The sequence below is a fragment of the Coleofasciculus sp. E1-EBD-02 genome, from assembly GCF_040218245.1.
GTDB lineage: Bacteria > Cyanobacteriota > Cyanobacteriia > Cyanobacteriales > Coleofasciculaceae > Coleofasciculus.
Map to the genome: position 1 here is coordinate 42402 of NZ_JAVJQN010000037.1, position 22638 is coordinate 65039.

Sequence of the window (22638 nt, forward strand, 5' to 3'; positions counted from 1 at the left end):
TAGCGATTTTAAGGGTGGTTTACTGAATTTTTATGCTTCATTAAATCTTAATAAATTCTAGTTTTTGTAAAGTTAACGCTTTGGCATTAAAATACAATATCCTTTTTTTTTAGTCTTCCTTAAAAATATTATAAATAATTGTCAGACTTATGGGACATTTAAGGTATACCCCATTGGGGTTAATTTCTCCTGTGGAGATCTGGACAGTTTGGCAGCATGTCAGGCTACAGCCTCACCCCCAGCTCCTCTCCATCCTCCTTCCGTCCCCCTTGTCGATCCCCCTTCCGTTCCCCTTCAAAAGGGGGAGACCACAGGATGCTTCGTTTGTTGCACGGGGGAGACCAGAGGATGCGGGAGCTTTTTGTTATGTGGGGAAGCCATAAGATGCTTCGCTTTTGTGGCATGGGGGTGGAAGAGGAAAACGCTCTCCGGAGGGTGGGTACAAAGCCCAAACGCTGACCAACTTGGCTTGTTAGTGTAAAGTGTACTATTTTAATGTATAACAGATTTAGATTGAGCAATAAACAGTGAAAAACTATATACTGGAATATGTTGAAGCATTAAAATTTAGGGCTGATGAAACTCAAAGGGCGGGTCACTGCTTATCTACCGGAAGAAATCCAGAGAGCCTTGGAACAGTGGGCAGAGGAAGAAAGTAGGTCACTGAGTAGCCTAGCGACCTACTTGTTAACTCAGGCTGTCAAAGAGCGTCAACAACAACAAAACCAGTCGAATTAGGGCTTGCTGAATACGTGTTGCTGGTTTAGGGAAGGGAACAGGCAATAGGCAACAGTTTCAATCCCTGTGTCAGGAAGATTTTGCGACCACTGAGGCACATAATGCCAAGATGTAGAGTATCTAGAGTATCTAGAGTATCTAGGAACTAAAACCTTGGACTTGTTTAGCCAAAAAATGCTTGAAAGGTTTATCTGGTATGCTTTCTACATTCATGCAGCTAGCCCGACTTATCAGCCAATTGGCGTAAAAGATTAAGAAGTTTTGCTGAGGCGGGAACCCATCCTCAGAGGACACAATTTGATATAGGGACAAATCAGAACCTTAATGCTTTAAGGGCTTGGGCAATTTGAGGAACCAGCACGCTACCTCAAATATTATGCACAAGCCCTCTCTCTATTTAAGTGGGTGGACACAATTAAAGTTAACGGTTGAGATTAGGGAACTCTTAACAGGGAACACCTCGGCTTACCTCGACTTCGCTCGGCAACACGCTCGGTAACACGCTCGGTGTGTCACAGGGAATAGTAAGGGTTTTAGGGCAATTTACAAAACTTAATACAGTACCGTTTTCTTTTGTCCGACTACTTACTGATTCGGCTCAGACTCGGCTGGCGGGTTAAACCCTGATGGCTGGCTAAAGTCTAGCAGGGATTGAGTCCCCGGAAAATAAGTTGCCCAAAACGAAACAATAGGACGCCGTTTCCAGTTTTGACGACTCACGTCTAGCAACAAAATCGGAGCGATCGCGTTATTATGTTGTCCAATAATGGTCACAGCAACATCAGTGACCAATATATCACCATCGAAACTGCGTTGGGCGGCGGCTCTAGCAATGGCTTCAGCGCGGCGGAGAAAGTTAGAATAACTTTCCTCAGGTTGACTGATGAGAGATACTTCCACTCGTGCGGTGTAAGCTTGAGCCATCTCAGGAGCGATCGCGGCTGTGATCAGCCAACTGATACTGGTACAACCGACCAACATCCATAAACCGAGCGGCGCAATTTGTTTTCGGGCAATTGACTGGATCATTGGGGTAGACGACGGGTTATGAAACAGAGATTTTAACAGCAGACGTTTCCTCAGATAACCCCTGAAGGGCAGATTGTTGTTAAATCTCCCCGTTGGAGACGATTTCAGGGTTATCCTGACGGACAGGTAGCGGAGACTATAAAATGATTTTGTCTGTAATGTCTTGATCAAGACTGAACCGTTAGTCCGACAAGACGATGGCAACACTGATCAAGTTCCAGCCGCCAACGTCGAAACCCAAAACCCATGGCAAATTACGCTTGCGTTGCAATTGGCATTAATCGCTATCAGTTTTTACCGCCCTTAAACTACGGACAGGCGGATGCTCAAGCCTTGTGGCAGTTTCTGGTGCAGCAGGGGAATGGGTCATCCCAGGATTATTTAGTATTAACTGACCATTCACCTCTGATTGATCGTCAATCCACCTATCCCAATCAGGACAATATTTGGCGCTGGCTGGACGCGACTCGCCAACCCTCCCCAACGAATGGCAAAACGTCCCCATCAAAGTCTTGGCGGTGGTTCTTTTTCAGTGGTTATGGAGTCTGTTGGCAACAAGCTGATTATCTCATGCCTATTGATGGGAATCCCCAGGATATTCCTCGTACCGGGATACCGATGCGATCGCTCCTTAGTTCGCTTCAGCCTCAAGGGGATGAAAATCTGCTGGTTTTACTGGATATTAACCGATCGCCAGGACTGCAAGCCGGGGAATCGGTGGGTGCGGAAACCGTGGAATTAGCCCGTCAGATGGGAATTACGCTGATCATGTCCAGTCAGCTTGGGCAATTTTCCCACGAAGCGACGGCGTTGCGGAATGGTTTGTTTAGCGCCGCCTTACTGGAAGCCCTGCGCTACTATCAAACCGATCTAACCCTGGCAAACTTGGAGCAGTATTTAGGCGATCGCTTACCGGAGTTAAGTCAACATCACTGGCGACCGATACAGACGCCTTTAATTATTATTCCTTCTGAAGCCACCCGACAACAACTCATTTTACCTATCTCTGGGTCTACTTCCATCGAAGAGACAACGGCGACACCAATAGCCTCAACCTTAACATCGGGGGATCAGACCAATGGCAAGTCAGCCTATCAAGACGCCTCTACTGATAACGGGAATGGCGCAACCGCCCCTGTCTCCAAGTATGCCGTTGCCATACCGGACAAACAATCGACGCACTCGTTAACACCTAGGGATAGGGATGTCGATGAACAGTCCAACTCAGCAACTTCCGACTCAGCAACCGCTTTGGTGAAGATACCTGATTTTGTGTCCGACAACGATAGTCAAGAGGATCAGACATGGAAACAATGGCTGCTGCAAGGGGGTGGACTGATACTGGTTTTGGTGCTAATGCTAATCACTCTCAAGATTCTTAACCGTCAAACTGCGACAAGTCCCCAGATTATTCAGCCTGTCACCGAAACCCAACCCACAGCCGATGAAGAGACGGAGGGGTCAGTGACTCAAAGTCCCGTCGCTGATCAGACTAGCTCTGCACCTGAAGCCACTGGTTCACCGCTTCCCCCCTCACCCGTGGAGAATCAGCGTATTGCACCTGTGTCTGAGGATAAACCCCAGGAACAAGCCCCCACCTCACCATCGCCCTCTGATCCGGAATCCATGGAAGCGAACCAACGGATTTTGGCACAAGCTAAGGGTAGAATCCAACCCAATCAAGCCTCCCTCTTCAGTCAAGCGATCGCCCAAGCCCAGAAAATTCAACCCGGTGAACCTCTTTACCAGGAAGCGCAACAGGATATCCAGCGCTGGAGTCAGGTGATTCTTGACTTAGCTGAAGGGCGGGCGAAACAAGGCAATTTTGCATCTGCGATCGCGGCGGCAAAATTAGTTCCGTCTACCAATCCCTCAATTTATAATCGGGCGCAGTCGGCGATTAAAACCTGGCAGACTCAAGCGAAACAGCAGCAGCAAAACCAAGCAATTATTCAAGCGGCTAAACAGCAACTGCGACGGAATCAAGCCTCGTCTTATAATCGGGCAATTAATACTTTAAGTAAAATTTCCCCAGGTCAACCGGGTTATGCTCAAGCGCAACAGTTAATTGATCAATGGAGTCGCCAGATTTATCTAATCGCCAATTCTCGTGCATGGCGGGGTCAGTTGTCACTGGCGATAAAAACCGCCGCCTTAGTTCCGCCCGATACTCCCTCATACCCAGCCGCGCAGCAGGCGATCGCTCGATGGCAGAAGGATCAACAGTAAGGAGGTGGGAAACATGACAGTTAACGGTGAAGATTGTCATCTGTCATCTGTCATTGGTCATTTGTGAGGGTTTGAGGACTATAGCAATCCTAAATAGGTTGTGAAAAATCCAAAGAGAGAAAAAAGCTTTGAAACTCTTTCCCATTGCCCATTGCCCATTGCCTATTCCCTATTCCCTCTCCCCACCACCAGACTTATTCAGCAGACCCTAATTATCCCCATGACTTCTACCGTTCCCTCACCCAACACAACTTTCCCCGACCATACTCAACTCCCCGAATCCGATGGTTCCTTTGTGAAAAATTTTCAAGAACATCCCCAAAGTATTCTCTTAACTGATTCCATAGAACCTGTGCTTCAACAACGCCATGCCAACGGGCGTTATTGCATCGGTCAAGATTGCGGGATTTATTGGCGGATAACCGAACCACCTGAACGGGGTGCAGAAGCACCGGATTGGTTTTATGTCCCAAATGTGCCGCCAACGCTTAATGGTCAAATGCGGCGTTCCTACGTTCTTTGGCAAGAGTTAATTCCTCCATTTATTGTCTTAGAATTTGCCTCAGGAAATGGCTCAGAGGAACGGGATAAAACACCTCTGTTTCGAGAAGAGGGGGATATGCAAAAACCCGGTAAATTCTGGATATACGAACAAGTTATTCGTCCTGCTTTTTACGGCATTTATGAAGTCAGCCGCGCCAGGATTGAAGTCTATCACTTAATCGAAGGTCAGTATCAGTTAATGACTACCAATGAACGTGGTCATTACGCGATCGCACCTTTAGGAGTAGAATTAGGAATTTGGCAGGGACAGTATCAAAATGTCGAATTACCGTGGTTGCGCTGGTGGGATGACCAAGGTAATCTTCTGTTGACAGGGCGCGAACGATCAGAACGGTTAGCCGCACAGTTAAGAGCGGCTGGGATTAAACCTGAAGTTTAGGTGGTAAGTAGGTTGGTGGAAATAAACTCAACCATGTTAAGTTATGTTAACAAGCCTCAAACCCTTACAAATGACGAATGACGAATGACGAATGACGATCCCTACCGTTAACTTTAATTGTCCCCACCTACTTAGATGGTTTAAGCTGTTCGGCATTTAAACATTAATATCAATTATGGCGAAATCGTTGGTGTGCGAGCATCTTGCTCGCTACTAATACCCAATTGAAATGTATGACAGCTTACCTAAACGAAAGTGATATAATAGAGTATTATCATTATAAAAACCATATCAGAATCATGTTTAAAAAATTTCTCGCCAGAGTAGGAATTGGTGCCGCCACCGTTGATACTCGCCTATCAGTAGCGTCTTTGGTTCCGGGTGAAATGCTCCATGGAGAGGTTCATATTACAGGTGGAGAGTCTGACCAAGAGATTGATGATATTTACCTCTATGTTGAGACGGAATACAAACGGGAATATGAGGATACAACAACGACAGAAACCTGCGAATTAGTCAAGTATTGTCTGAGTGAGCGCTTTGACTTACATCCTCAAGAAACCAAAGTTATTCCCTTTTCCTTCCCACTTCCTTATGAAACACCATTGACGCTGGGACATCAACCTGTTTATGTGCGAACTGGGTTGGATATTTCCATGGCAGTTGATCCGAAAGACACTGATTATATAGAGGTGCGCCCCCATCCCTTAATGCAATTGGTGCTGGAAGCTTGTCAAAATCTAGGGTTTCAACTTCGTAAAGTCGATTGTGAGTATAATCCTTATTTAGGTGGAAACGTTCCCTTTGTCCAAGAGTTTGAATTTCGACCGATTGGACAGTATCAGGGACAGTTGGATGAACTGGAAATCGTGTTTTCACTCCAATCAGACGACTTGTTAGATGTTTTCCTGGAAATTGATAAACGGGCGCGAGGTTTTGGGGGGTTTTTACAAGAAGCCTTTGATATGGATGAACGCTATGCCCGTGTGCAAATTTCATCGGATTATCTGACCAGTCCGCTAACGGATATTGAGGCGATTTTAGATAGTACAATTCAAGGTTACTTATAGTTAGAGTCGGCTGAATAAGTTTTGGGGTGAGGGGAGAGAACAGGGAACAAGGAACAGTTTCACCCCCGTTTTTGGGGGAGATTTGGCAATCGCGGAGGCTCATCTTCTTTTGGCATCAATAATCAAAAGTTTCACCGGATAAGGAAGGTGTATTTGTTGGAGGGCGTCGAAACTGGGTCGCTTGTTCATAAGCGTAAGCAAATCCCAGCAATTCTTGCTCAGTATAAGGAGCGCCAAAAAAGGTCAATCCTAGCGGTAATCCCTGCTCAGTAAAGCCCATCGGTACAGAAATTCCTGGGAAACCAGAGACGTTGGCTAAATACCCTGGTGTATAGGGATCGTCTACATTGCACTGGTAAGTGGGATCATTTTGGATCGTGTACAAAGGACTAGCCGGACAAAGCATCGTCGGAAAAACGATCGCATTAAGCCTTTGAGCTTGCATAATGCCCAAAATCTCTTGACGGACTTTGGGAAACTCAAAATGGATGATACTGAGGTATTCAATATCAGCTAATTCTCGATGTTCTAGCGATTCCTTAAAGCCGTGAATGCGACCGGGATTTAATGCCTGCATTGAATTAGCAATCCGATTAGACAAGCTCAAAGAAATCATGCTCTCTAAGTTGTCGGGAAACGAAGGGTTAAGAGTCTTAAGGTAGTTTTCAATCTGCGGTTCAAATTCCGCCGCCGTCACCTGCTTCATTAAAGACCAAAGATTTTCGAGCTGGGGTGAAAAGTCTACAACCTCCACCGTTGCACCGAGTTCCCTCAGCTTGGCAACCGCCGCCTTGGTTAAGGCGTCTACTTCTGGGTTTCCCCCTTGGAAATCAATAGCCACTCCAATTCGAGCGCCGTTCAAAGCATCTGCCTTGAGAAATGGGGTGTAATCCTGGTGTGATTTTTCCTCACTCTCTAAAGTACGGTAATCATTGGTATCAACGCCTGCCATAATGCCAAGAGCGATCGCGGCATCTTTCACCGTTCGCGCCATTGATCCGGCTGTATCGAAGGAAAGGGTAAGAGGTACAATGCCATCCCGACTGACTAACCCTTGAGTCGGTTTGATACCTACAATACCAGTGACTGATGCGGGGGCGCGAATCGAACCGGATGTATCCGTTCCCGTTGCTAACATCGCGAAGTTAGCCGCGATCGCCGCAGCACTACCAGCACTTGAGCCGGAAGAATTGCGACTCAAGTTATAGGGATTTAAGGTTAACCCGCCCAAAGAACTATACCCAAGCCAGCCATCCGATGAAGCGAACTCGCTCATGTTGGCTTTGGCGAGAATGATCGCCCCCGCCTGACGTAGCTTCTGGACTGTAAAAGCATCGTCTGGTGGCACAGATCCTTTGAGCAAAACCGAGCCTGCCGTAGTCGGCATACCGGCTGTATCATAGTTATCTTTGAGGATGATCGGGATTCCGTGTAACGGGCTACGCTTGCCTTTCTCTTGCCGCTCTCGATCGAGATCTTTTGCCTCAGCCAGTGCATTGGAATTGATCGAAATTAGCGCATTAATCTCAGCATTTTTATCCTCATAAGCTTGGATGCGGTTTAGATAGAGTTGCACCAATTGTTCAGACGTCAAGTCCCCACGATCAAACGCTTGGTTAACATCCGATACCGTTGCTTCTCTCAGTCGGAAGGTTTCAGCTATTGCCGATAGGGGAAACCCGCTGAAGCCAACGACTGACAAAACAGCAATGGCTTGATGCGTGAGTTTTGATAAGTTAGACTGGCGTTTTTTCATTCATTGTCTGTTTTTATCTCGCTAAATAGTACCATATAAAAACACAAACCTTTATTGGTCAACGTACAATCCATTCAAAAACGGCTTGATCAGATGGCTGTGTTATCTTACCCTTTTCTCCCCTTGTAGAGACGTTGCATGCAACGTCTCTACAGTGGGGTAGTCAATCCTCATTCCCCAGCTAAACTTACATGCACCGTTGTTTCCTTTCCTGGACTACTGTCAATGGTTAACTCTCCTCCATGTAATTGAGCTAAACGCTGGGCGATCGCTAACCCTAATCCTGACCCTTGTTGTTCATAGAGTTTGCGCTCAAACTGCATGTAGGCTCCCAGATTGGCGATTTGCTCCGATGTCATCCCCCGTCCCTGATCAGTAATGGTGAGAATGACCCGATTTTGCTCGACGCGATCGCAGATGCTAACGGCGGTTCCAGGTGGGGAAAATTTAAACGCATTATCAATCAGTTCTTCAATCAATTTCCGCAGATTCGCTTCTGACATATAAATCTTGGTTCCTTGCAGATTTAACTCTAAATCTGCTTCTCGATCAACTTGTTTGGCTTTTTGATGAACGACCTCAAAAATTAGGGGTTGACTGTCCGTTTTGACCTCACGACTCTGTAGTGCCTGAAGCCGTGCTGGATCATTTGCCATTAATTCCAGTTCGGCATAGAGTAAGAAGTTCTTTGTCAGCCGATATAACCGTTGACTGGATGTGTGAATATCTTGTAATATTTCTAGGGCTTCATCTCGGTCAATATCATCGTATTCATTAATAAAGAAACTGGATGAGGCGATGATTCCATTTAGGGGTGTATATAACTCATGGGGGAGGGAATGGCAGATTTGACCGCGCAACTCATCTAACTTCTTTTGGGATTGTCGTTCTAGAACGCCTTGTTTCTCAAATCGCGCCGCGATCGCTCTCAGTAACGCTTCTCTAGTAAAGGGTTTACTTAAATAATCATCTGCACCAGATTCCATCCCCTGACGCAGATCAGCTTTGGCGGATTTAGCGGTAAGAAAAATAAACGGAATGGCTTCGGTGGAAAGATTTTGGCGTAGCTGTGTTAACACCCCATATCCATCCACTTCTGGCATCATAATGTCACAGATAATTAAATCCGGTCGTTGCTGTTGCGCCAACTGGATGCCTGTTTTACCATTTTCTGCCAAAAGTACCTCAAAATCTTCGGCTGATAACAGTTCATAAATGTTCTCTCTAATCCCTTCTTCGTCTTCAATAATTAAAATTGTATTCATACATTTTACCTCAGTTCAGTTGCTTTTTTATGGAATCATCCGACTTCAATAACCAATAATTAAAGACCAATCACTACTGTAAACGTTGTCCCGACACCAAGTTTGCTCTCCAAGCTAATTGTACCTCCATGTCTATCTACAGCTTTTTTGACAATCGATAGTCCCAAGCCTGTCCCGGAAATATTTCCTACATTGGTGCCGCGATGGAATGATTCAAAGAGCCGTTGTTGGTCGGTTTCAGAAATGCCGATGCCTTGGTCTTTGACGCGGAAAATTAATTCGTTGTGGCGACAAGTGAGTTCCAGACAAACCGGACGCTCAATCGGTGAATACTTCAGCGCATTTGATAATAAATTACCCAGGATATGGCGCAGTAATTTCTCATCAAGGGAAACGGGTGTCAATTGCCCCTGATGAGTAAAGCACAGAGAATGTCGGTGACCGATTCCCTGTTGAAACTCCTCAACCAACTGTTGACAAAATTGTCGTACATCCATCTGAGCTGGGTTAAAGTCTAATTTTCCAGCTTCGGCTTTACCTAATAAGAGGATATCATTCAGCATCTGAGTGATATGATGGACATTGGATTGAATTCGCTCAAAATGAATCTGTTTTTTCTCTTCCGTGAACTTAGAAGAATAATATTTAAGTAATTCGGTAGAACTGAGGATTGTGGTTAAAGGTGTGCGAAACTCATGGGAGGTCATGGAAATAAACCGGGATTTGAGTTCATTGAGTTCCTGTTCCCGTGCTAAAGCTTGACGAATTTCCTGTTCGGCTTGCTTATACTCGGTGATATCTTCCGCAATCCCCACAATCCGGTAAACTTGTCCAGAGGCATCATAAACCGGAAACGCGCGATCGCGAATCCAACGCTGTTCACCTCCAGGCTGGATAATCCGATAGTCTTCGTGATACTCTCCCCTACCCTGTTTGGCAAACGCCGCCATCACCCGTTCTCGATCCTCTGGATGAATCGTTTCGACAAAGGATAAAGGATTGTCATAAATACTTTGGCAACTGCGACCCCAGATTTGTTGATAGGCTGGACTAACATATATCATCTGGGACTTTGCCACATCGGTAATCCAGAACACCTCATGAATATTCTCCGCAAGCTGGCGAAACCGTTGTTCACTCTCTTGTAGCGCCGCCTCGGTGCGCTTGCGATCGCGAATATCTTCGATCACACCGACAAAATAGTCCAATTCCCCGGTAGACTTCCGCACCAATGAACCCGTGAGATTCACCCAAACAATTGAGCCGTCTTTGCGAATGTAGCGCTTCTCCATGGAGAATGTCTTAATCTCACCCGCTAATAATTGGTTAACATAGTGTTTATCGGTATCAACGTCATCGGGGTGGGTAATATCCACAAAGGTTTTTGTCAACAATTCATCCAGCGTATATCCGACAATATCGCAAAAGGTTTGATTCACCCGCAAAAAGCGATCGTCCCATCCGGTATGGGTAATTCCCACCGTCACCTGTTCAAAGGTTGAGCGGAATCGTTCTTCGCTAGTTCGCAGCGCCGCTTCCGTTTGCTGACGTTGGGTAATATCGCGACAGATACAAATAAAATCCCCATCTGGGGTTAACGTTAGAGACACTTCCTCAGCAAACGTACTCCCATTTCGACGTAGCGCCACAGCTTCACCGCGCCAATAGCCCTGTTGCTGCAAAATGGGAAAAATATCGCGTTCAAATCGAATGATTTCCTCTGGAGGATACAGATGTCGCCAAGACTTCCCCAGCAACGCTTCCGAGGTATTATATCCAAACAGTTGAACGTGGGCGGGGTTGAGATACGTATACTCCCCCTTAGCGTTAAGAATCGCAATTCCTTCTGTGGTGGCTTCAATCGCTGCTAACTTTTGTCGCAATTGGGTTTCTACCTGTTGACGTTCGGCAATTTCATGCTGTAATTTTTGATTACTTTGCTGCAATTGAGCCGTGCGTTCTTCAACCCGGCGTTCTAGTTCTTGTTTCGCCTGTTGTAGTTCTAATTCCACTCGTTTACGTTGGATGAGTTCCATTTGCACCTGCTCAAATAGGCTAGCTTGTTGAATCGCAATTCCTACCTGTACCGCTAACTGTTGCAGTAACTCAATTTCTGACGTTTGCCACTGTCTAGGTGCATGACACTGTTGAGCCGTCAGCAGTCCCCATAATTCATCGTCTTTAATGATAGGAACCACTAAGTTGGCGCGAACTTGTAAGCTGGCTAAAAGTTCAACATGACAAGGGGTGAGTCCAGCGGTATAAATATCGGCTGTGGCTTGGATACGACCGTTTTTGTAAGACTCAACACTTGTTTTTTCAAAGCAGGGATCATGGACAACCACGCCAGACAGGGACTCCCATTTAGCACCCACCGATTCTACCATTACTGTACCACTCCAGTCGGAGTGAAATCGATAAATTAGTACCCGGTCAACTTGAAGCCATTCTCGTACTTCTTGCAGGGTGGTTTTGAGAATGTCTTCAAGGTGCAGAGATTGACGAATTCGCGACGATATGCTGTAAAGCAGGTGTTCCTTGGCTGAGTGTTGAGTGTTGAGTGTTGACCCTTCGCGACTCTCGTATGGAACCTGGTTTGTAGGGGCGGGTTTAGGAATTTTCTTTTCGCTATTGATAGTATCGTTTGTACAAAACCCGCCCTGACTGAGTGTTAACTGGGTATCAGTTTGAGGAGTTAGTTCAGCGTTAGCCGGAGAAATAGAGGGCAAAATTGGATTGAGAAACGAGAAGGTTTTGCCATTCAGGTTTATCGCCCGCAACAAGCTGTTCTGGTCAATCATCCCCTGCCATTCTCCCTGATTTCCTAAGACAACCAATTGCTGGGTGTGCCACTGTTGCATCCGTTGATAAGCTGTACCTAAAAAATCATCAGGACGAATGCTAAACCACGGCGAACTCATCACCGTTTGGGCATCAAGCTGTTGAAAATCTAAGGGTAATGTTTGAAACTGAACAATATCGTCGGCTGTAACAATCCCCATGGGAATAGGGGATTGACGAAACGATAACGAATAGGAAACGTCTAAATCTGTAACCGTCTCTCCTGTTTCCTGTTCCCTCTGTCGAACAATCACCACGTAACCAACACCATGAGTTGCCATCAACTGAGCTAACTTTTGCACGGGTGCTGTAGGAGGCGCACAAATCACCTGATTTGTCATCACTTCAGCAACCGAATGTAACCCCATTACATCCGTCATTTGTAGGAGGTGGCGCATTCTATGGGGAGTGACAATTCCCAACAGATAACCACTTTTATTGAGTATGGGTAGATGATGAATACCATGTTGCTGGAACAAGTTGAGGATGATTGTTACATCTTGACAGTCTGATGCGTTTAGAGTGACTAATTTCCGAGTCATCACATCAGCCGCCGTCAGTGCGTCTAAATTCATATCCAACGCGGCTAACCGGACAAAATCTTGCTCTGTCAACAAACCCAGCAGTTGCATTCCCTGCATGACTAAAACACAACTGGTTCTCGCCTGCTTCATCAAACGCCAATCGGGTAAGGGATGATAACTCTCGGTAGATGTGTTTGATAAACAGATGGTGCAATCACATCCAGCTTCTTGAGCCATCAGACGGATAACCTCACTCAAGGTTGTCTCTGGTGCAACACTCAAGGGATAGGGATCAATTACCGCCTCTAACGGTAATGACGAGAGGGAGAGGTCTAGGAGTGACATGGCAAACTTCAGAAGTGTAACGATAGAGGAGTCTGGGGTCTTATCTTTTATCAAACGTCAAGTCAACTGGATTTGACATCCGTATGTTTACGGACTCTGAGAACCCGATTGTCCTCATTCACCGTATTTTTTCTGAGGGTTTGTCATTGGTCATTGGTCATTGGTCATTGGTCATTGGTCATTGGTCATTGGTCATTGGTCATTGGTCATTGGTCATTGGTCATTGGTCATTGGTCATTGGTCATTGGTCATTGGTCATTTGTCATTGGTCATTGGTCATTGGTCATTGGTCATTGGTCATTGGTCATTGGTCATTTGTCATTGGTCATTGGTCATTTGTCATTTGTCATTGGTCATTTGTCATTTGTCATTTGTCATTTGTCGTTTTCACCTCTGCACCTCTGCACTCCTGCTCTCTTGCTTTCTTGTATAGCACTACGCACTAAGGTTAGGACATAAAAGAAAAATTCAAATCGCTTGACCCTGAGCGACTTGTACCTAGCGTGTTACCGAGCGTGTTGCCGAGCGAAGCCGAGGTAAGTCGAGGTAAGCCGAGGTGTTGCCTATTGCCTATTCCCTGGCGCGTAAGCGCTATATGTCCGAGTAATTGCGGAATCAGCGAATTATCAGCCCTATTTTTTTGTGTAATTTCCCGGAGGAAAAATAAGCCAAATATCTCTAGGATTGATTTAGAGTCAAGGTGATGTTTTATGCGGGTTCATCAACATTCTATTTTATTGGCAGAGGTGAAGCAACTGGTTGAACAACTTCCGCTGGAAGACAAGGCTCAATTAGTTGAAAATTTGTTAACTGGAACTGACTCACCAGCGATTTTGGGGTGCTTGGATTTATCGAATTTATTTTTTGCGATCGCGAGTTGGATTGCTACACGAGAACTATAAGCCGAACCATGAGTAAGACCCCTTTTTCAGACCCCTTTTTTGCCCAAATTCCTGCGGAAACACTCCAGACATTCACACCAGAACAGTTAGAGGCAATTAAATATGCCTTTAGTCCCCGCCCTTGGAAAACGCATCCGGTTGATATCCGCTTAACTTTACCGATTCCTGGATGCCGCTTTTATCTCGTTTTGTTAGGCGGACGAGAATCTCGCTCTCCTCAACGGCGGCGTGCTGAACGTTCTCAATTTCCGCTATGGACGCCTGCCAATATTGTATTGATTACGGCTTTTTTTTCGTTATTGCTAACCTCCACCTATGCCTCAGTTTCAGTCTTCTTCGCTTCCTTCAAATCCTTCCGTCTTCCCACCACGGCTTATCCTGCCAGTCTGCCGTGGATTACTAATTCAGAACAATGCCAAAAAACCAATAGAACCTGGTCAGAGGGGCAATGTTGGGACAGTGACCACAATCCTCTATTTTAACCCATTTTTTGTATTTTATTTTAAATAAATTTGTTTTCGCAACTCGATTAAGCCAAACTTGCATTGTATGAAACCGTCAAAACCAGATCCATTCATTGAACAATTTTTCGCTCGAATTCCCGCGAAAACGGCGGCAACGTTTAATCCGACTCAACTGGAAATACTCAAACAAACCTTCGGGAGTCGTGCATCGAAAAAACATACTGTTGATTTGCGGTTATCGATGCCATTTCCCCAAGGAGGCTTTTACTGGGTGCTATTGATGGGGAGGGAAAAACGTGGTCGCGATCGCCTTCAGCAAGAGCGTCGTAAACATCCCCTCTGGACTGTTGCCAATGGTTTAGTAATTTCCGGATTTTTATTGATGATTGCCACAGCTTTACTCGGTACAGTTTTTATTCTGGAAGAGCAGGCAGACATTCAGATCAACTCGGAGGTTAACAACGTTGTCAAATAATAAATCCACGTAGGGGCGCACTGACGTGCGCCCGATTTAACCGTGCCATCTATTCCGTAATTTTAGGAGTTGTAGGTTTGGTTTCGACTTCGCTAAACCCAACAAAATTCAGGATTATTGTTTGAACTATTGATTAAATAATATCTTGTCCATTTAACATCGGTGGGTTACGGCGGAGCGTTCATTAAATGGTTATCAATTACGTTTAAATTCCCGCCTAACCCACCCTACTTTTTTTGATGTGTGTCGGTTGGCTTGACGTAGGAAAACCAACAAAATTCAGGATTATTATCTGAACTATTGATTGAATAATATCTTGTTCATTTAACATCGGTAGGTTACGGCGGAGCGTTGATTAAATGATTATCGCTTCGGTTTAAAACCCGCCTAACCCACCCTACGTTTTTTCGCTCTAATGAACACTGTTGTACCCCTACAGGTAGCGCCCCTGTTCAAAACTTTTATAGGGGACGCCATAATTTAATCGTCTTATCCTCACTCCCACTAGCAAGGAGTCCATCAGCACCAATGGCAAGGGCGTATACTGGGGCGGTATGATCCTCAAGGGTTTGCATGAGTTCTCCCCGATGCAGATGCCAAACCTTAATTGTCTTGTCCTCACTCCCACTAATCAGATATTCACCATCTGGACTTAGCGCGATCGCGTACACCGCTCCTGTATGATCGGTTAATGTAGTCAGGAGTTTCCCCGTCTCAAAATCCCATAACTTAATCGTCTTATCCTCACTCCCACTGACAATCGTTTGCCCATCGGGACTAATCGCCACCACCCTGACACTGGCTTTATGTCCACTCAGCGTCCGCAGTAGTTCTCCTGTTGCCAATTTCCATATCTTAACCGTCTTATCCCCACTTCCACTGACTAAACTTTGACTATCGGGACTAATCGCCAAGGAATACACCCATTCTTTATGCCCAAATAGCGTGCGGAAGGGTTCTCCTGTGTTTAAGTTCCATAACTTAATTTTGTGGGAACCACTCGCTAGGGTGTGATTATCCGGACTAATTGCTAGGGAATGAATCTGCTTGCGATGTCCCGAAAGCGTCCACAGCAGTTTACCCTGATGTAGATTCCAGACTTTAATATAACTGCGATTTTTTGACTGATCGCTACTGGCTAAAATCTGCCCATCGCGACTAAGGGTAAGGGTTAAAACGCCACCCGAATGCCCATTTAATTGCTGAATAGGTGTCGAATTCAGGCTGATAATATCCCAAATCTTAATCGTACTGTCACCCCCACAACTTAACAGGGTACGTCCATGGGGATGAATCGCGATCGCGCTTACTTTGCCACTGAGTCCCGTGAACGTGGAGGTTAAGCCCAGATTAGCAAACGTCTGCGACTGTTGACGGGATGCGATCGCCTCTAGCAATTCCTGGACTTGATTTGCCCCCTGTTCATCGCCCACGGCGGCTAAACAGGATTGCAGCATCTGGCAATAGTTGTAATCCTGTTGGGTTAATACCAATCGCATTGCTTCAAATGCCTGTAAGCCTTCTCGATGCGGCTGTTTCCGTTGTTGCAGCCACGCTTTCAGAGACGATTTAATCTGTATTGTTGCCCAGGATTTATCGGGTAAACAGGTTAAACTCTGTGCCAGTTTTAAACTCAGTTCCGGTTCCCAGTAAGGGCGTTCACTAACCAGAGACTGTAACACCTCTTGATAAATTGAAAGAGTGGTTTGCATCACCACTTGGACTAAATTCGGATCAGAGACTTCCGCAATTAATGGCGGTAATAATTCCGGCAAAAGCGGCGGTACATCCGAGTGAACCAGATGGTGAATATCCGCCACCCAGCCCGCCACTAAACAGTGACAGGTGCTTAAAAACTGGCAAAAGTTGTCCCAATCGCGGCGGTTCACTTTATAGGGAAAAATCAATTCACCCGGATCAATTCCGGCTTGCTGTAATTCTTCGGCTTCTTCTAAATAGGCTAAATTAATCGCATTGTCGCCGCCTTTGGCATTAATATCTTCAATACTCTTTCCCAATGCCAGGAGTTTATCTCGCGTGGTTTTCCATTTCAATGCTCTGGATCTTGTTGATTCATAGATAAAATCTCGATAGGAAAACTTACATAACGTTGAATAGCAATAACTGTCTTGCCCCAATCCCCAATAAGCGAGGCGAAAAATCAGAAAATCGCCATCAATTTCCGACTCTAAAATTAAGGTAGGTTCAGATTTTAATAAACTAAAAAGCGCCTTAATACTCGATTCACTATGAAACCGCTTACTCTCCCACGCCCCGCCTAAAAATTCAGTGGGTCTCACTTGAGAATGCAGGGGATAATGTTGACTTAAGAATTCTCGCAATCGTTGCGCCAAACCCAGTTCAATTTCTGGCACTTCTGAGTTCATCTCCCCAAACCGTTCAAACTGAACCTGAGGAGGGGCAATAAAAATTCGTAGCGGAATCGGGCGATTGGGGCGATGCGGTTCGAGGAGTTGGGAGGGGAACAGGCGCAGGGGCCAATGATCGAGGATTTTATGGACTTCCGGTAACTGGAGGGTGGTTTCCCGTTGATAGGCGGCGAGTTTGAATAGGGTTTGGCGATGTTCGGCGACGAGTTGCTGCTGAAGGGCTTTCTGTTGCTGGAAGCGCTGCTGTTCTAGGTGATCCGTGTCATCTACGGTTTGCGCGATCGCGTTGATCACATCTGGCAGTTTATTGGCAAAATGTTGCCCCATTGCCACCAGTTTTTCCCCTTGAGGGACTTCATCGACCCCTTGATAGGGTAAGATAAGAGGTTTGGGTTCAGATGTTGGTTTTTCGTTTAAGGGTATACCATTAAATTGATTGGTCGTTTTCAGATAGACCAGGGTCTTAAAAACAGGGACAGCCCATTGCAGAAGTAATTTTAACCACGGCTCCATAACAATTATATCTAGAGGCAACATTAACCTGAATAGTCAGGACTTACGCTTGCTGTACCGTTGAACCACTATCTGTAGGGAACATACTGTACCTCTACTCCAGGCTTATTCGAGTCATATCGGGATCGATCCAGTTTTCACAAAATCTAAGGATAGCAGGGATAGGTCATATCCCCATGTCAAGAAAAACACGATCAGCACAGCAGAAGCCAAATAAACCTTATACCACCGAGGTACACAGACAGATCCCCGACTTCTGGGAGAAGTCGGGGATCTTGCTTAGAGTCAAATTTGATTCATTACCGTTCTGTCGCCACAGCTTGAGTTGAGACGGTTTCGGTTAAATTGGCTGGAGAATTGGCTCGAATAGCGCGAAACATGCCAAATCGACAAAGCCCAGAACCGAAGGCTAGCCGCATCAATAAAATAGTCGGCACTTCTCGCACAGACTTGATAAAACCTGATAGACCAAACTGTAGCCATCCCTGCGGTCGAATGATGCCTTGCCAGATAGTATCAAGCCAAGATGGAAGCGTTTCCTCTGTCCAATCTGCCGTTGCTACACTACCCTCAACCAGTCCGGTTTCCTGCAACCGTTCCGAAAACCCTTCTATACTGGAAAACGCTGGATGAGACCACTGATCCAAAAGTTGCTGCATCACCGGACGCTCCCAAAAATTAAGTGGTTTCTGGCGATCATCCCGTTGATTCCAGTCAGCAACAACCAGAATACCACCAGGCTTGAGTACCCGCATTAATTCTTTGGCAAAAAGAGCTTTATCGGGAATATGAGGACCCACTTCAATTGACCAAACCACATCAAAACTGGCATCTGGGAAAGACATTGCCATGGCATCATTGACTAAAAACGTCGCATCTAAGTCCTTTGGCGTTAACTCTTGAGCGCGTTTTATTTGTTGGGGACTGATGCTAATTCCGGTTACAGCAAACCCGTAATCCCGTGCTAAAATACGACTGCTGCCGCCGATGCCACACCCCACATCTAAAACACTCGTTCCTGGGGATAATTTATCGAGTCCTCCCCAACGCACCATTTCATGCACAAAATCTGATTTTGCGGCTAAAAAATCCTTGGGTTGAGGCGGTGAGCCATAATGCCCTAAGTGGATATGTTCGCCCCAGTAAAACTCTAAAATACCATCTTCTGTCCATTGGTCATAAGAATTGACCACCGATTCAGAGGATTGATAGCGGCGACCCGTAACGAGATAGAGTAGGATCGCGATCGCGAAGAGTCCTAGTAGAAGTCCCAGAACGGGAAAAACGAAATTCATACAAGTAAAACCCTCAAATTGTTGACCCTGTTAATAATTTAGTGCAAGCTCGCACTACGAGAATTTTGTCATTATTGACATTAAGGTGTTAAATGCCGAACAGCTTCAGGCTAATGGGTAGTAGCCATCCTACGGTATATCAAGGATTTCGGCGATCCCAAGCGCTAGCTTGTTGATGGTGTCCTAGTTATTAAAAATAAGATTTATTAATTCCCAAACAAGTAAATTACCCTACTTTTATAATGCGAGTATTATTTTATCAAAAATAATTGTTTTTTTAATCATGCCAGATAAAAACCATGTAAGCATTTTACGGCAAGGTACTGACGTTTGGAATTGTTGGCGCTTCCAAAATCCTCTCATCCAACCAGATCTCACTCAAGCAATCTTTCGAGGAAAATTCTCTGGGGTTAACCTCAGTAGTGCATTCCTCGGTCAACTTGACTTCGGTGAAAGTGATCTAAGTGCAGCAAATTTTTCTCAAGCATACCTTAATTGGGCACAACTGAGAAAGACAAAACTGATTGGGGCATCTTTTTATTCTACATCCTTAGTTGGAGCTAATTTGCGTGATGCCGATCTAACGGGAGCCGACTTGCGTCATGCTGACCTTCGCTATGCTGACCTCTGCTATGCTAACCTGAGTGGAGCTAACCTTTCCCAAGCCTCTTTGCTTGACTGCAAAGTCCATAAGACTGATTTTAGTCAAGCTATATTAGAGGATACAAAGATGGAAAAATCTTTAAGAGATTTCTTGCATAAGGATAAGATTATTGATGAATTGTTGCTAAAATACTTTACAGAAAATGTTGCTATAGACTAACTCTAGCTTGTTAAATAAGTCTTTTGATGGCGGCAGTGTTAGGTTGTAGAGGGTAAATTGTCATCTTCCCCTTGTTTCTGACAAGCATCTAAATAAATTTGAGCGACTTGATCAACGGGATTAATCTGTAAACACTCTTGAAAAATTTGGGCGGCTTCTTTAAATGAACGAGTACTATACAGAAATAAAGCCTTCTCAAAATCAGGCTTTGTCATTAACTTTACCGAGCGCAGTTCTGGTGGATCTGCCTCAAATATTTCAAAAACAGAGACCATTTCCCGTTTGCCCTTAACCTGAACTTGACCGATGATCCGAAAGGCATATTCAACCGGATGATTTAGCTGTAAAAATGTGTGATGAGAAATTAATAAGGATACCCCATACTCTTTGGTAAGCTGTTCTAATCGAGCGGCTAAATTGACCGCATCACTAATCACTGTACCATCCATGCGATTATGTCCGCCCACGGTTCCCAGCATCAGCGAACCCGTGTTAATCCCAATCCCAATCTGAATCGGGGGACGATCTGGGCGTCGCCGCGTTTTATTATAATCAGTCAACCGATTTAACATATCAATTCCGGCGCGAACCGCATCATCAGCACTACCGTTAAATAGCGCCATAATCGCATCACCGATATATTTATCAATAAAGCCATCATGTTCGACAATAGCGGGTTCCATGCGCGACAGATAGGCATTGATAAATTTAAAATTATCCTCTAAACTCATCCGTTCCGAGAGAGTGGTGAAAGAACGAATGTCCGAAAATAAAATCGACATTTCCTTCTGCACCGCTTCGCCGAGTTTGACATCGACAATACTTTTCTTGTCAAGTAATTTCAGGAAATTTTCCGGGACAAAACGTTCATAAGCCTGATTCAGTTGCAGGAGTTGAGCCGTGAAATCCTTGCGTTCAATTTCAGCTTTTTTGCGTTCAGTAATATCTTGAAACGCCGCGATCGCAAAGGTGACTTTGCCCCCTTCATCAAAAATCGGGATACCCCAGGCTTCAATAGGAATAATTTGATCGCCTTGGTGAATTTCAATGTCATCAGCCGTGGCGCTTTCTCCCATTAACGCTTGCACGACGGGCAATAATTCCGCCGGATAGAGTTGTTCAGTGCCAGCAATATAAAATTGATAGACCTCAGCAAATTGTTCAGCAAAGGTATCCGGAACCACACCTTTACCCATTAACTGTTGCGCCCGTTGATTCAGGTAATAGGTTTTTCCGGTTGCATCTAATACCGCTACCCCAACCGGAACCGCTTCCAAAAATTGGGCTAATCGGCGTTCACTTTCCCGTGCGGCTTCTTCGGCTTGTTGATGTAACTCCTCCTCAATCGCATCGGAATGAGCCGTGGTGGTTTCGAGTAAAATTTCTAAGTCAGCATTATAGCGCTGTAGTTCCCAGGTTTGGTAAAGCGCGATCGCCATTGATGATCCGATCAACGCCACCAGCGGCGAAACCACGGGTAACCACCAGTTAACGAGAAACGCCCCATAACTGCCAACCACCAGGATACTACCCATAAAGAACGTGCCGAAACCGACAACCATCCATCGGGGAAAAATCCTATCCGCAAATTGGTTCGCTTGTTGGAGTTTCCAACTTCCTCCCGCACCAATAAAAGACCAGACGACAATCCATAACCACTCGACTGGATCAATCCAAATTGTCAGCCAAGACAGTTGGTTTATTCTATCAATGAAGGGAATTAAAGGGCGTCCATCAATCGCCTTAATTAAAGGGCGTCCCGCCATCGCCCCACTAATGATCTGACTAGCGATATTGGCATGAATAATCACGCCCGGTGTTTGCTGACGCGAACCGATGGTATTTTGACTATAGGGTGTAAAAAATAAGTCGTTAGCACTTTGTCCGGTAGCGCCAATCAGAACAATGCGATCGCGCATCAAATCTGGTGGTATCCGATTCTCTAAAATATCAGCAATGGATACAGTTTGGAAGTTCTCTCTCGGTCCGCGATAGTTTAATAGGATCTGATAGCCACCCACATCAGCATTAACATAGCCCCCCTCATTCCCCGTCAATGGCACAAATTCCGCCTTACCCAACTGCAAATGACTCTTGGCTTCATCCGTCATTTGCAGGGTAATCCCTTCGGCTTCTAGATACATTAACGCCAGCTTTACCCCTAATCCCAAGTAGATGGACTCATCGTCTAGTTGCACAGACAGCAATCCGCGACGAACTTTGCCATCCGCATCCAAGACTAAATCAGCCATCGCCACTTGATCCAGTTGTTTTAGGGTTGGCGATGGTGCAACTGTCTCTCCGACAACTTTTTCCACACCAATCAGATTTGGTGTAGACTTAAATACCTCGACTAATTCCTGATGACCCGGTTCGACTGGCAAATCACGGTATAAATCCACGCCAATCGCCCTAGGCTGTTGGGCGTTTATTTTTCTAAGTAACTGTGCTAAGACCTGATCAGGAATGGGCCACGTTCCAATCTGGGTAATATCAGACTCATCAATGGTTACTACCAGAATCCGGGGATCAACAGCTTCTTGGGGACGCTGCTGAAAAAATTGGTCAAGTGTTGCCCATTCGAGAAGCTGAAACGAACCCGTCCAAGCCGTAGCGATCACCAATCCGGCGACAGTGGGGGCAGTGATCAGTACCCCTTGCCATTGAGAAATATTCTGCTTGAGCTTTTGCCACATTTAGGATGAGCAATCAAAATTAACATGAGTAGTCCCCTGATTGCTATGGCGAATCATTCTCTATTCCTTACTGTAGCTCAACTCAAGCTGAATCGTGGCTCAAGCAGTTTGACTCAACCCCATAGATTTAAATTCCCACTAAACTAGCCGAAATTTGATAGACCGTAGTGGCGTGGCACAGCTAAAATAGGGTTTTGTTTGTAGTAAGCACGAAGAGTGCTATAACGCTTAGCTGGAGAGGGCTGAAGCCCTCACTACGAACCAATTCTAATCCATCAATTAAGGTGTGCCACGCCAGTAGGGTGGGCATTGCCCATCAGCCTCAAGTCAGCAACATTCA

16 protein-coding genes are annotated in these 22638 nt (G+C 45.4%); 9 read left to right on the forward strand and 7 right to left on the reverse strand.

The window, feature by feature from the left end; translation table 11 throughout:
* The first annotated feature begins 576 nt into the window (after nt 1-576).
* Nucleotides 577-738, forward strand: coding sequence for a ribbon-helix-helix domain-containing protein (locus RIC07_RS06545; RefSeq protein WP_006104592.1), 162 nt, complete (start codon nt 577-579; stop codon nt 736-738).
* 585 nt (nt 739-1323) lie between these two features.
* Here RIC07_RS06545 and RIC07_RS06550 read toward each other — a convergent pair.
* Entirely contained in the window at nt 1324-1767 is a 444-nt protein-coding gene (locus RIC07_RS06550; protein ID WP_446393819.1) for a hypothetical protein, read from the reverse strand.
* A 246-nt stretch (nt 1768-2013) separates the two neighbouring features.
* Here RIC07_RS06550 and RIC07_RS06555 point away from each other — a divergent pair, with 246 nt between their 5' ends.
* The 3 genes from RIC07_RS06555 (at nt 2014) to RIC07_RS06565 (ending at nt 6009) form a co-directional block, all read left to right on the forward strand.
* On the forward strand, nt 2014-3996 hold the full coding sequence (locus tag RIC07_RS06555; protein WP_446393820.1) for a caspase family protein: 1983 nt from the start codon (nt 2014-2016) through the stop codon (nt 3994-3996).
* Between the two features lie 220 nt (nt 3997-4216).
* A complete protein-coding gene (locus tag RIC07_RS06560; RefSeq protein ID WP_446393868.1) occupies nt 4217-4939 on the forward strand; it encodes a Uma2 family endonuclease in 723 nt (240 codons plus the stop codon).
* Nucleotides 4940-5238: 299 nt separating this feature from the next.
* On the forward strand, nt 5239-6009 hold the full coding sequence (locus tag RIC07_RS06565) for a sporulation protein (protein ID WP_446393821.1): 771 nt from the start codon (nt 5239-5241) through the stop codon (nt 6007-6009).
* 115 nt (nt 6010-6124) lie between these two features.
* Here the strand turns inward: RIC07_RS06565 and RIC07_RS06570 are convergent, their stop codons facing one another.
* From RIC07_RS06570 to RIC07_RS06580, 3 genes are all read right to left on the reverse strand, one after another.
* Nucleotides 6125-7765, reverse strand: a complete 1641-nt coding sequence (locus tag RIC07_RS06570) for an amidase family protein (RefSeq protein ID WP_446393822.1) — start codon at nt 7763-7765, stop codon at nt 6125-6127.
* A 170-nt stretch (nt 7766-7935) separates the two neighbouring features.
* Complete coding sequence (locus RIC07_RS06575) at nt 7936-9030, reverse strand: hybrid sensor histidine kinase/response regulator (protein WP_446393823.1); 1095 nt, start codon at nt 9028-9030, stop codon at nt 7936-7938.
* 59 nt (nt 9031-9089) lie between these two features.
* Nucleotides 9090-12740 carry a PAS domain S-box protein gene (locus tag RIC07_RS06580; protein WP_446393824.1) on the reverse strand — a complete coding sequence of 1217 codons (3651 nt, stop codon included), beginning with the start codon at nt 12738-12740 and terminating at the stop codon, nt 9090-9092.
* A gap of 83 nt (nt 12741-12823) precedes the next feature.
* On the opposite strand from RIC07_RS06580, the gene RIC07_RS06585 reads away from it, so the two are divergent.
* The 4 genes from RIC07_RS06585 to RIC07_RS06600 all read left to right on the forward strand — a co-directional run bounded on the left by RIC07_RS06585 (nt 12824) and on the right by RIC07_RS06600 (nt 14581).
* Entirely contained in the window at nt 12824-13186 is a 363-nt protein-coding gene (locus tag RIC07_RS06585) for a hypothetical protein (protein WP_446393825.1), read from the forward strand.
* 264 nt (nt 13187-13450) lie between these two features.
* On the forward strand, nt 13451-13642 hold the full coding sequence (locus RIC07_RS06590; protein WP_446376545.1) for a hypothetical protein: 192 nt from the start codon (nt 13451-13453) through the stop codon (nt 13640-13642).
* 8 nt (nt 13643-13650) lie between these two features.
* Entirely contained in the window at nt 13651-14124 is a 474-nt protein-coding gene (locus RIC07_RS06595) for a hypothetical protein (RefSeq protein WP_446393826.1), read from the forward strand.
* 67 nt (nt 14125-14191) lie between these two features.
* Complete coding sequence (locus tag RIC07_RS06600) at nt 14192-14581, forward strand: hypothetical protein (RefSeq protein ID WP_446393827.1); 390 nt, start codon at nt 14192-14194, stop codon at nt 14579-14581.
* A gap of 461 nt (nt 14582-15042) precedes the next feature.
* Here RIC07_RS06600 and RIC07_RS06605 read toward each other — a convergent pair whose 3' ends face one another.
* Together RIC07_RS06605 and RIC07_RS06610 are read right to left on the reverse strand one after the other, a co-directional pair.
* Nucleotides 15043-17484: a WD40 repeat domain-containing protein gene (locus tag RIC07_RS06605; protein WP_446393828.1), complete on the reverse strand. Its 2442-nt coding sequence runs from the start codon at nt 17482-17484 to the stop codon at nt 15043-15045.
* 299 nt (nt 17485-17783) lie between these two features.
* The gene (locus tag RIC07_RS06610; protein WP_446393829.1) at nt 17784-18779 is read right to left on the reverse strand and encodes a methyltransferase domain-containing protein; all 996 of its coding nucleotides are present in this window, start codon (nt 18777-18779) and stop codon (nt 17784-17786) included.
* 283 nt (nt 18780-19062) lie between these two features.
* On the opposite strand from RIC07_RS06610, the gene RIC07_RS06615 reads away from it, so the two are divergent.
* On the forward strand, nt 19063-19602 hold the full coding sequence (locus tag RIC07_RS06615; protein ID WP_446393830.1) for a pentapeptide repeat-containing protein: 540 nt from the start codon (nt 19063-19065) through the stop codon (nt 19600-19602).
* Nucleotides 19603-19640: 38 nt separating this feature from the next.
* Here the strand turns inward: RIC07_RS06615 and RIC07_RS06620 are convergent, their stop codons facing one another.
* On the reverse strand, nt 19641-22298 hold the full coding sequence (locus tag RIC07_RS06620; protein ID WP_446393831.1) for a CHASE2 domain-containing protein: 2658 nt from the start codon (nt 22296-22298) through the stop codon (nt 19641-19643).
* Between the last annotated feature and the right edge of the window lie 340 nt (nt 22299-22638).

Excerpts from the sequence above, each read along its gene's own strand:
- RIC07_RS06595 (WP_446393826.1), top strand. The coding sequence starts at position 13,651 with ATGAGTAAGACCCCTTTTTCAGACCCCTTTTTTGCCCAAATTCCTGCG.
- RIC07_RS06580 (WP_446393824.1), bottom strand. The coding sequence starts at position 12,740 with ATGTCACTCCTAGACCTCTCCCTCTCGTCATTACCGTTAGAGGCGGTA.
- RIC07_RS06610 (WP_446393829.1), bottom strand. The coding sequence starts at position 18,779 with ATGAATTTCGTTTTTCCCGTTCTGGGACTTCTACTAGGACTCTTCGCG.
- RIC07_RS06570 (WP_446393822.1), bottom strand. The coding sequence starts at position 7,765 with ATGAAAAAACGCCAGTCTAACTTATCAAAACTCACGCATCAAGCCATT.
- RIC07_RS06615 (WP_446393830.1), top strand. The coding sequence starts at position 19,063 with ATGCCAGATAAAAACCATGTAAGCATTTTACGGCAAGGTACTGACGTT.
- RIC07_RS06560 (WP_446393868.1), top strand. The coding sequence starts at position 4,217 with ATGACTTCTACCGTTCCCTCACCCAACACAACTTTCCCCGACCATACT.
- RIC07_RS06550 (WP_446393819.1), bottom strand. The coding sequence starts at position 1,767 with ATGATCCAGTCAATTGCCCGAAAACAAATTGCGCCGCTCGGTTTATGG.
- RIC07_RS06575 (WP_446393823.1), bottom strand. The coding sequence starts at position 9,030 with ATGAATACAATTTTAATTATTGAAGACGAAGAAGGGATTAGAGAGAAC.
- RIC07_RS06605 (WP_446393828.1), bottom strand. The coding sequence starts at position 17,484 with ATGGAGCCGTGGTTAAAATTACTTCTGCAATGGGCTGTCCCTGTTTTT.
- RIC07_RS06565 (WP_446393821.1), top strand. The coding sequence starts at position 5,239 with ATGTTTAAAAAATTTCTCGCCAGAGTAGGAATTGGTGCCGCCACCGTT.
- RIC07_RS06600 (WP_446393827.1), top strand. The coding sequence starts at position 14,192 with ATGAAACCGTCAAAACCAGATCCATTCATTGAACAATTTTTCGCTCGA.
- RIC07_RS06555 (WP_446393820.1), top strand. The coding sequence starts at position 2,014 with ATGGCAAATTACGCTTGCGTTGCAATTGGCATTAATCGCTATCAGTTT.
- RIC07_RS06620 (WP_446393831.1), bottom strand. The coding sequence starts at position 22,298 with ATGTGGCAAAAGCTCAAGCAGAATATTTCTCAATGGCAAGGGGTACTG.
- RIC07_RS06545 (WP_006104592.1), top strand. The coding sequence starts at position 577 with ATGAAACTCAAAGGGCGGGTCACTGCTTATCTACCGGAAGAAATCCAG.
- RIC07_RS06590 (WP_446376545.1), top strand. The coding sequence starts at position 13,451 with ATGCGGGTTCATCAACATTCTATTTTATTGGCAGAGGTGAAGCAACTG.
- RIC07_RS06585 (WP_446393825.1), top strand. The coding sequence starts at position 12,824 with ATGTTTACGGACTCTGAGAACCCGATTGTCCTCATTCACCGTATTTTT.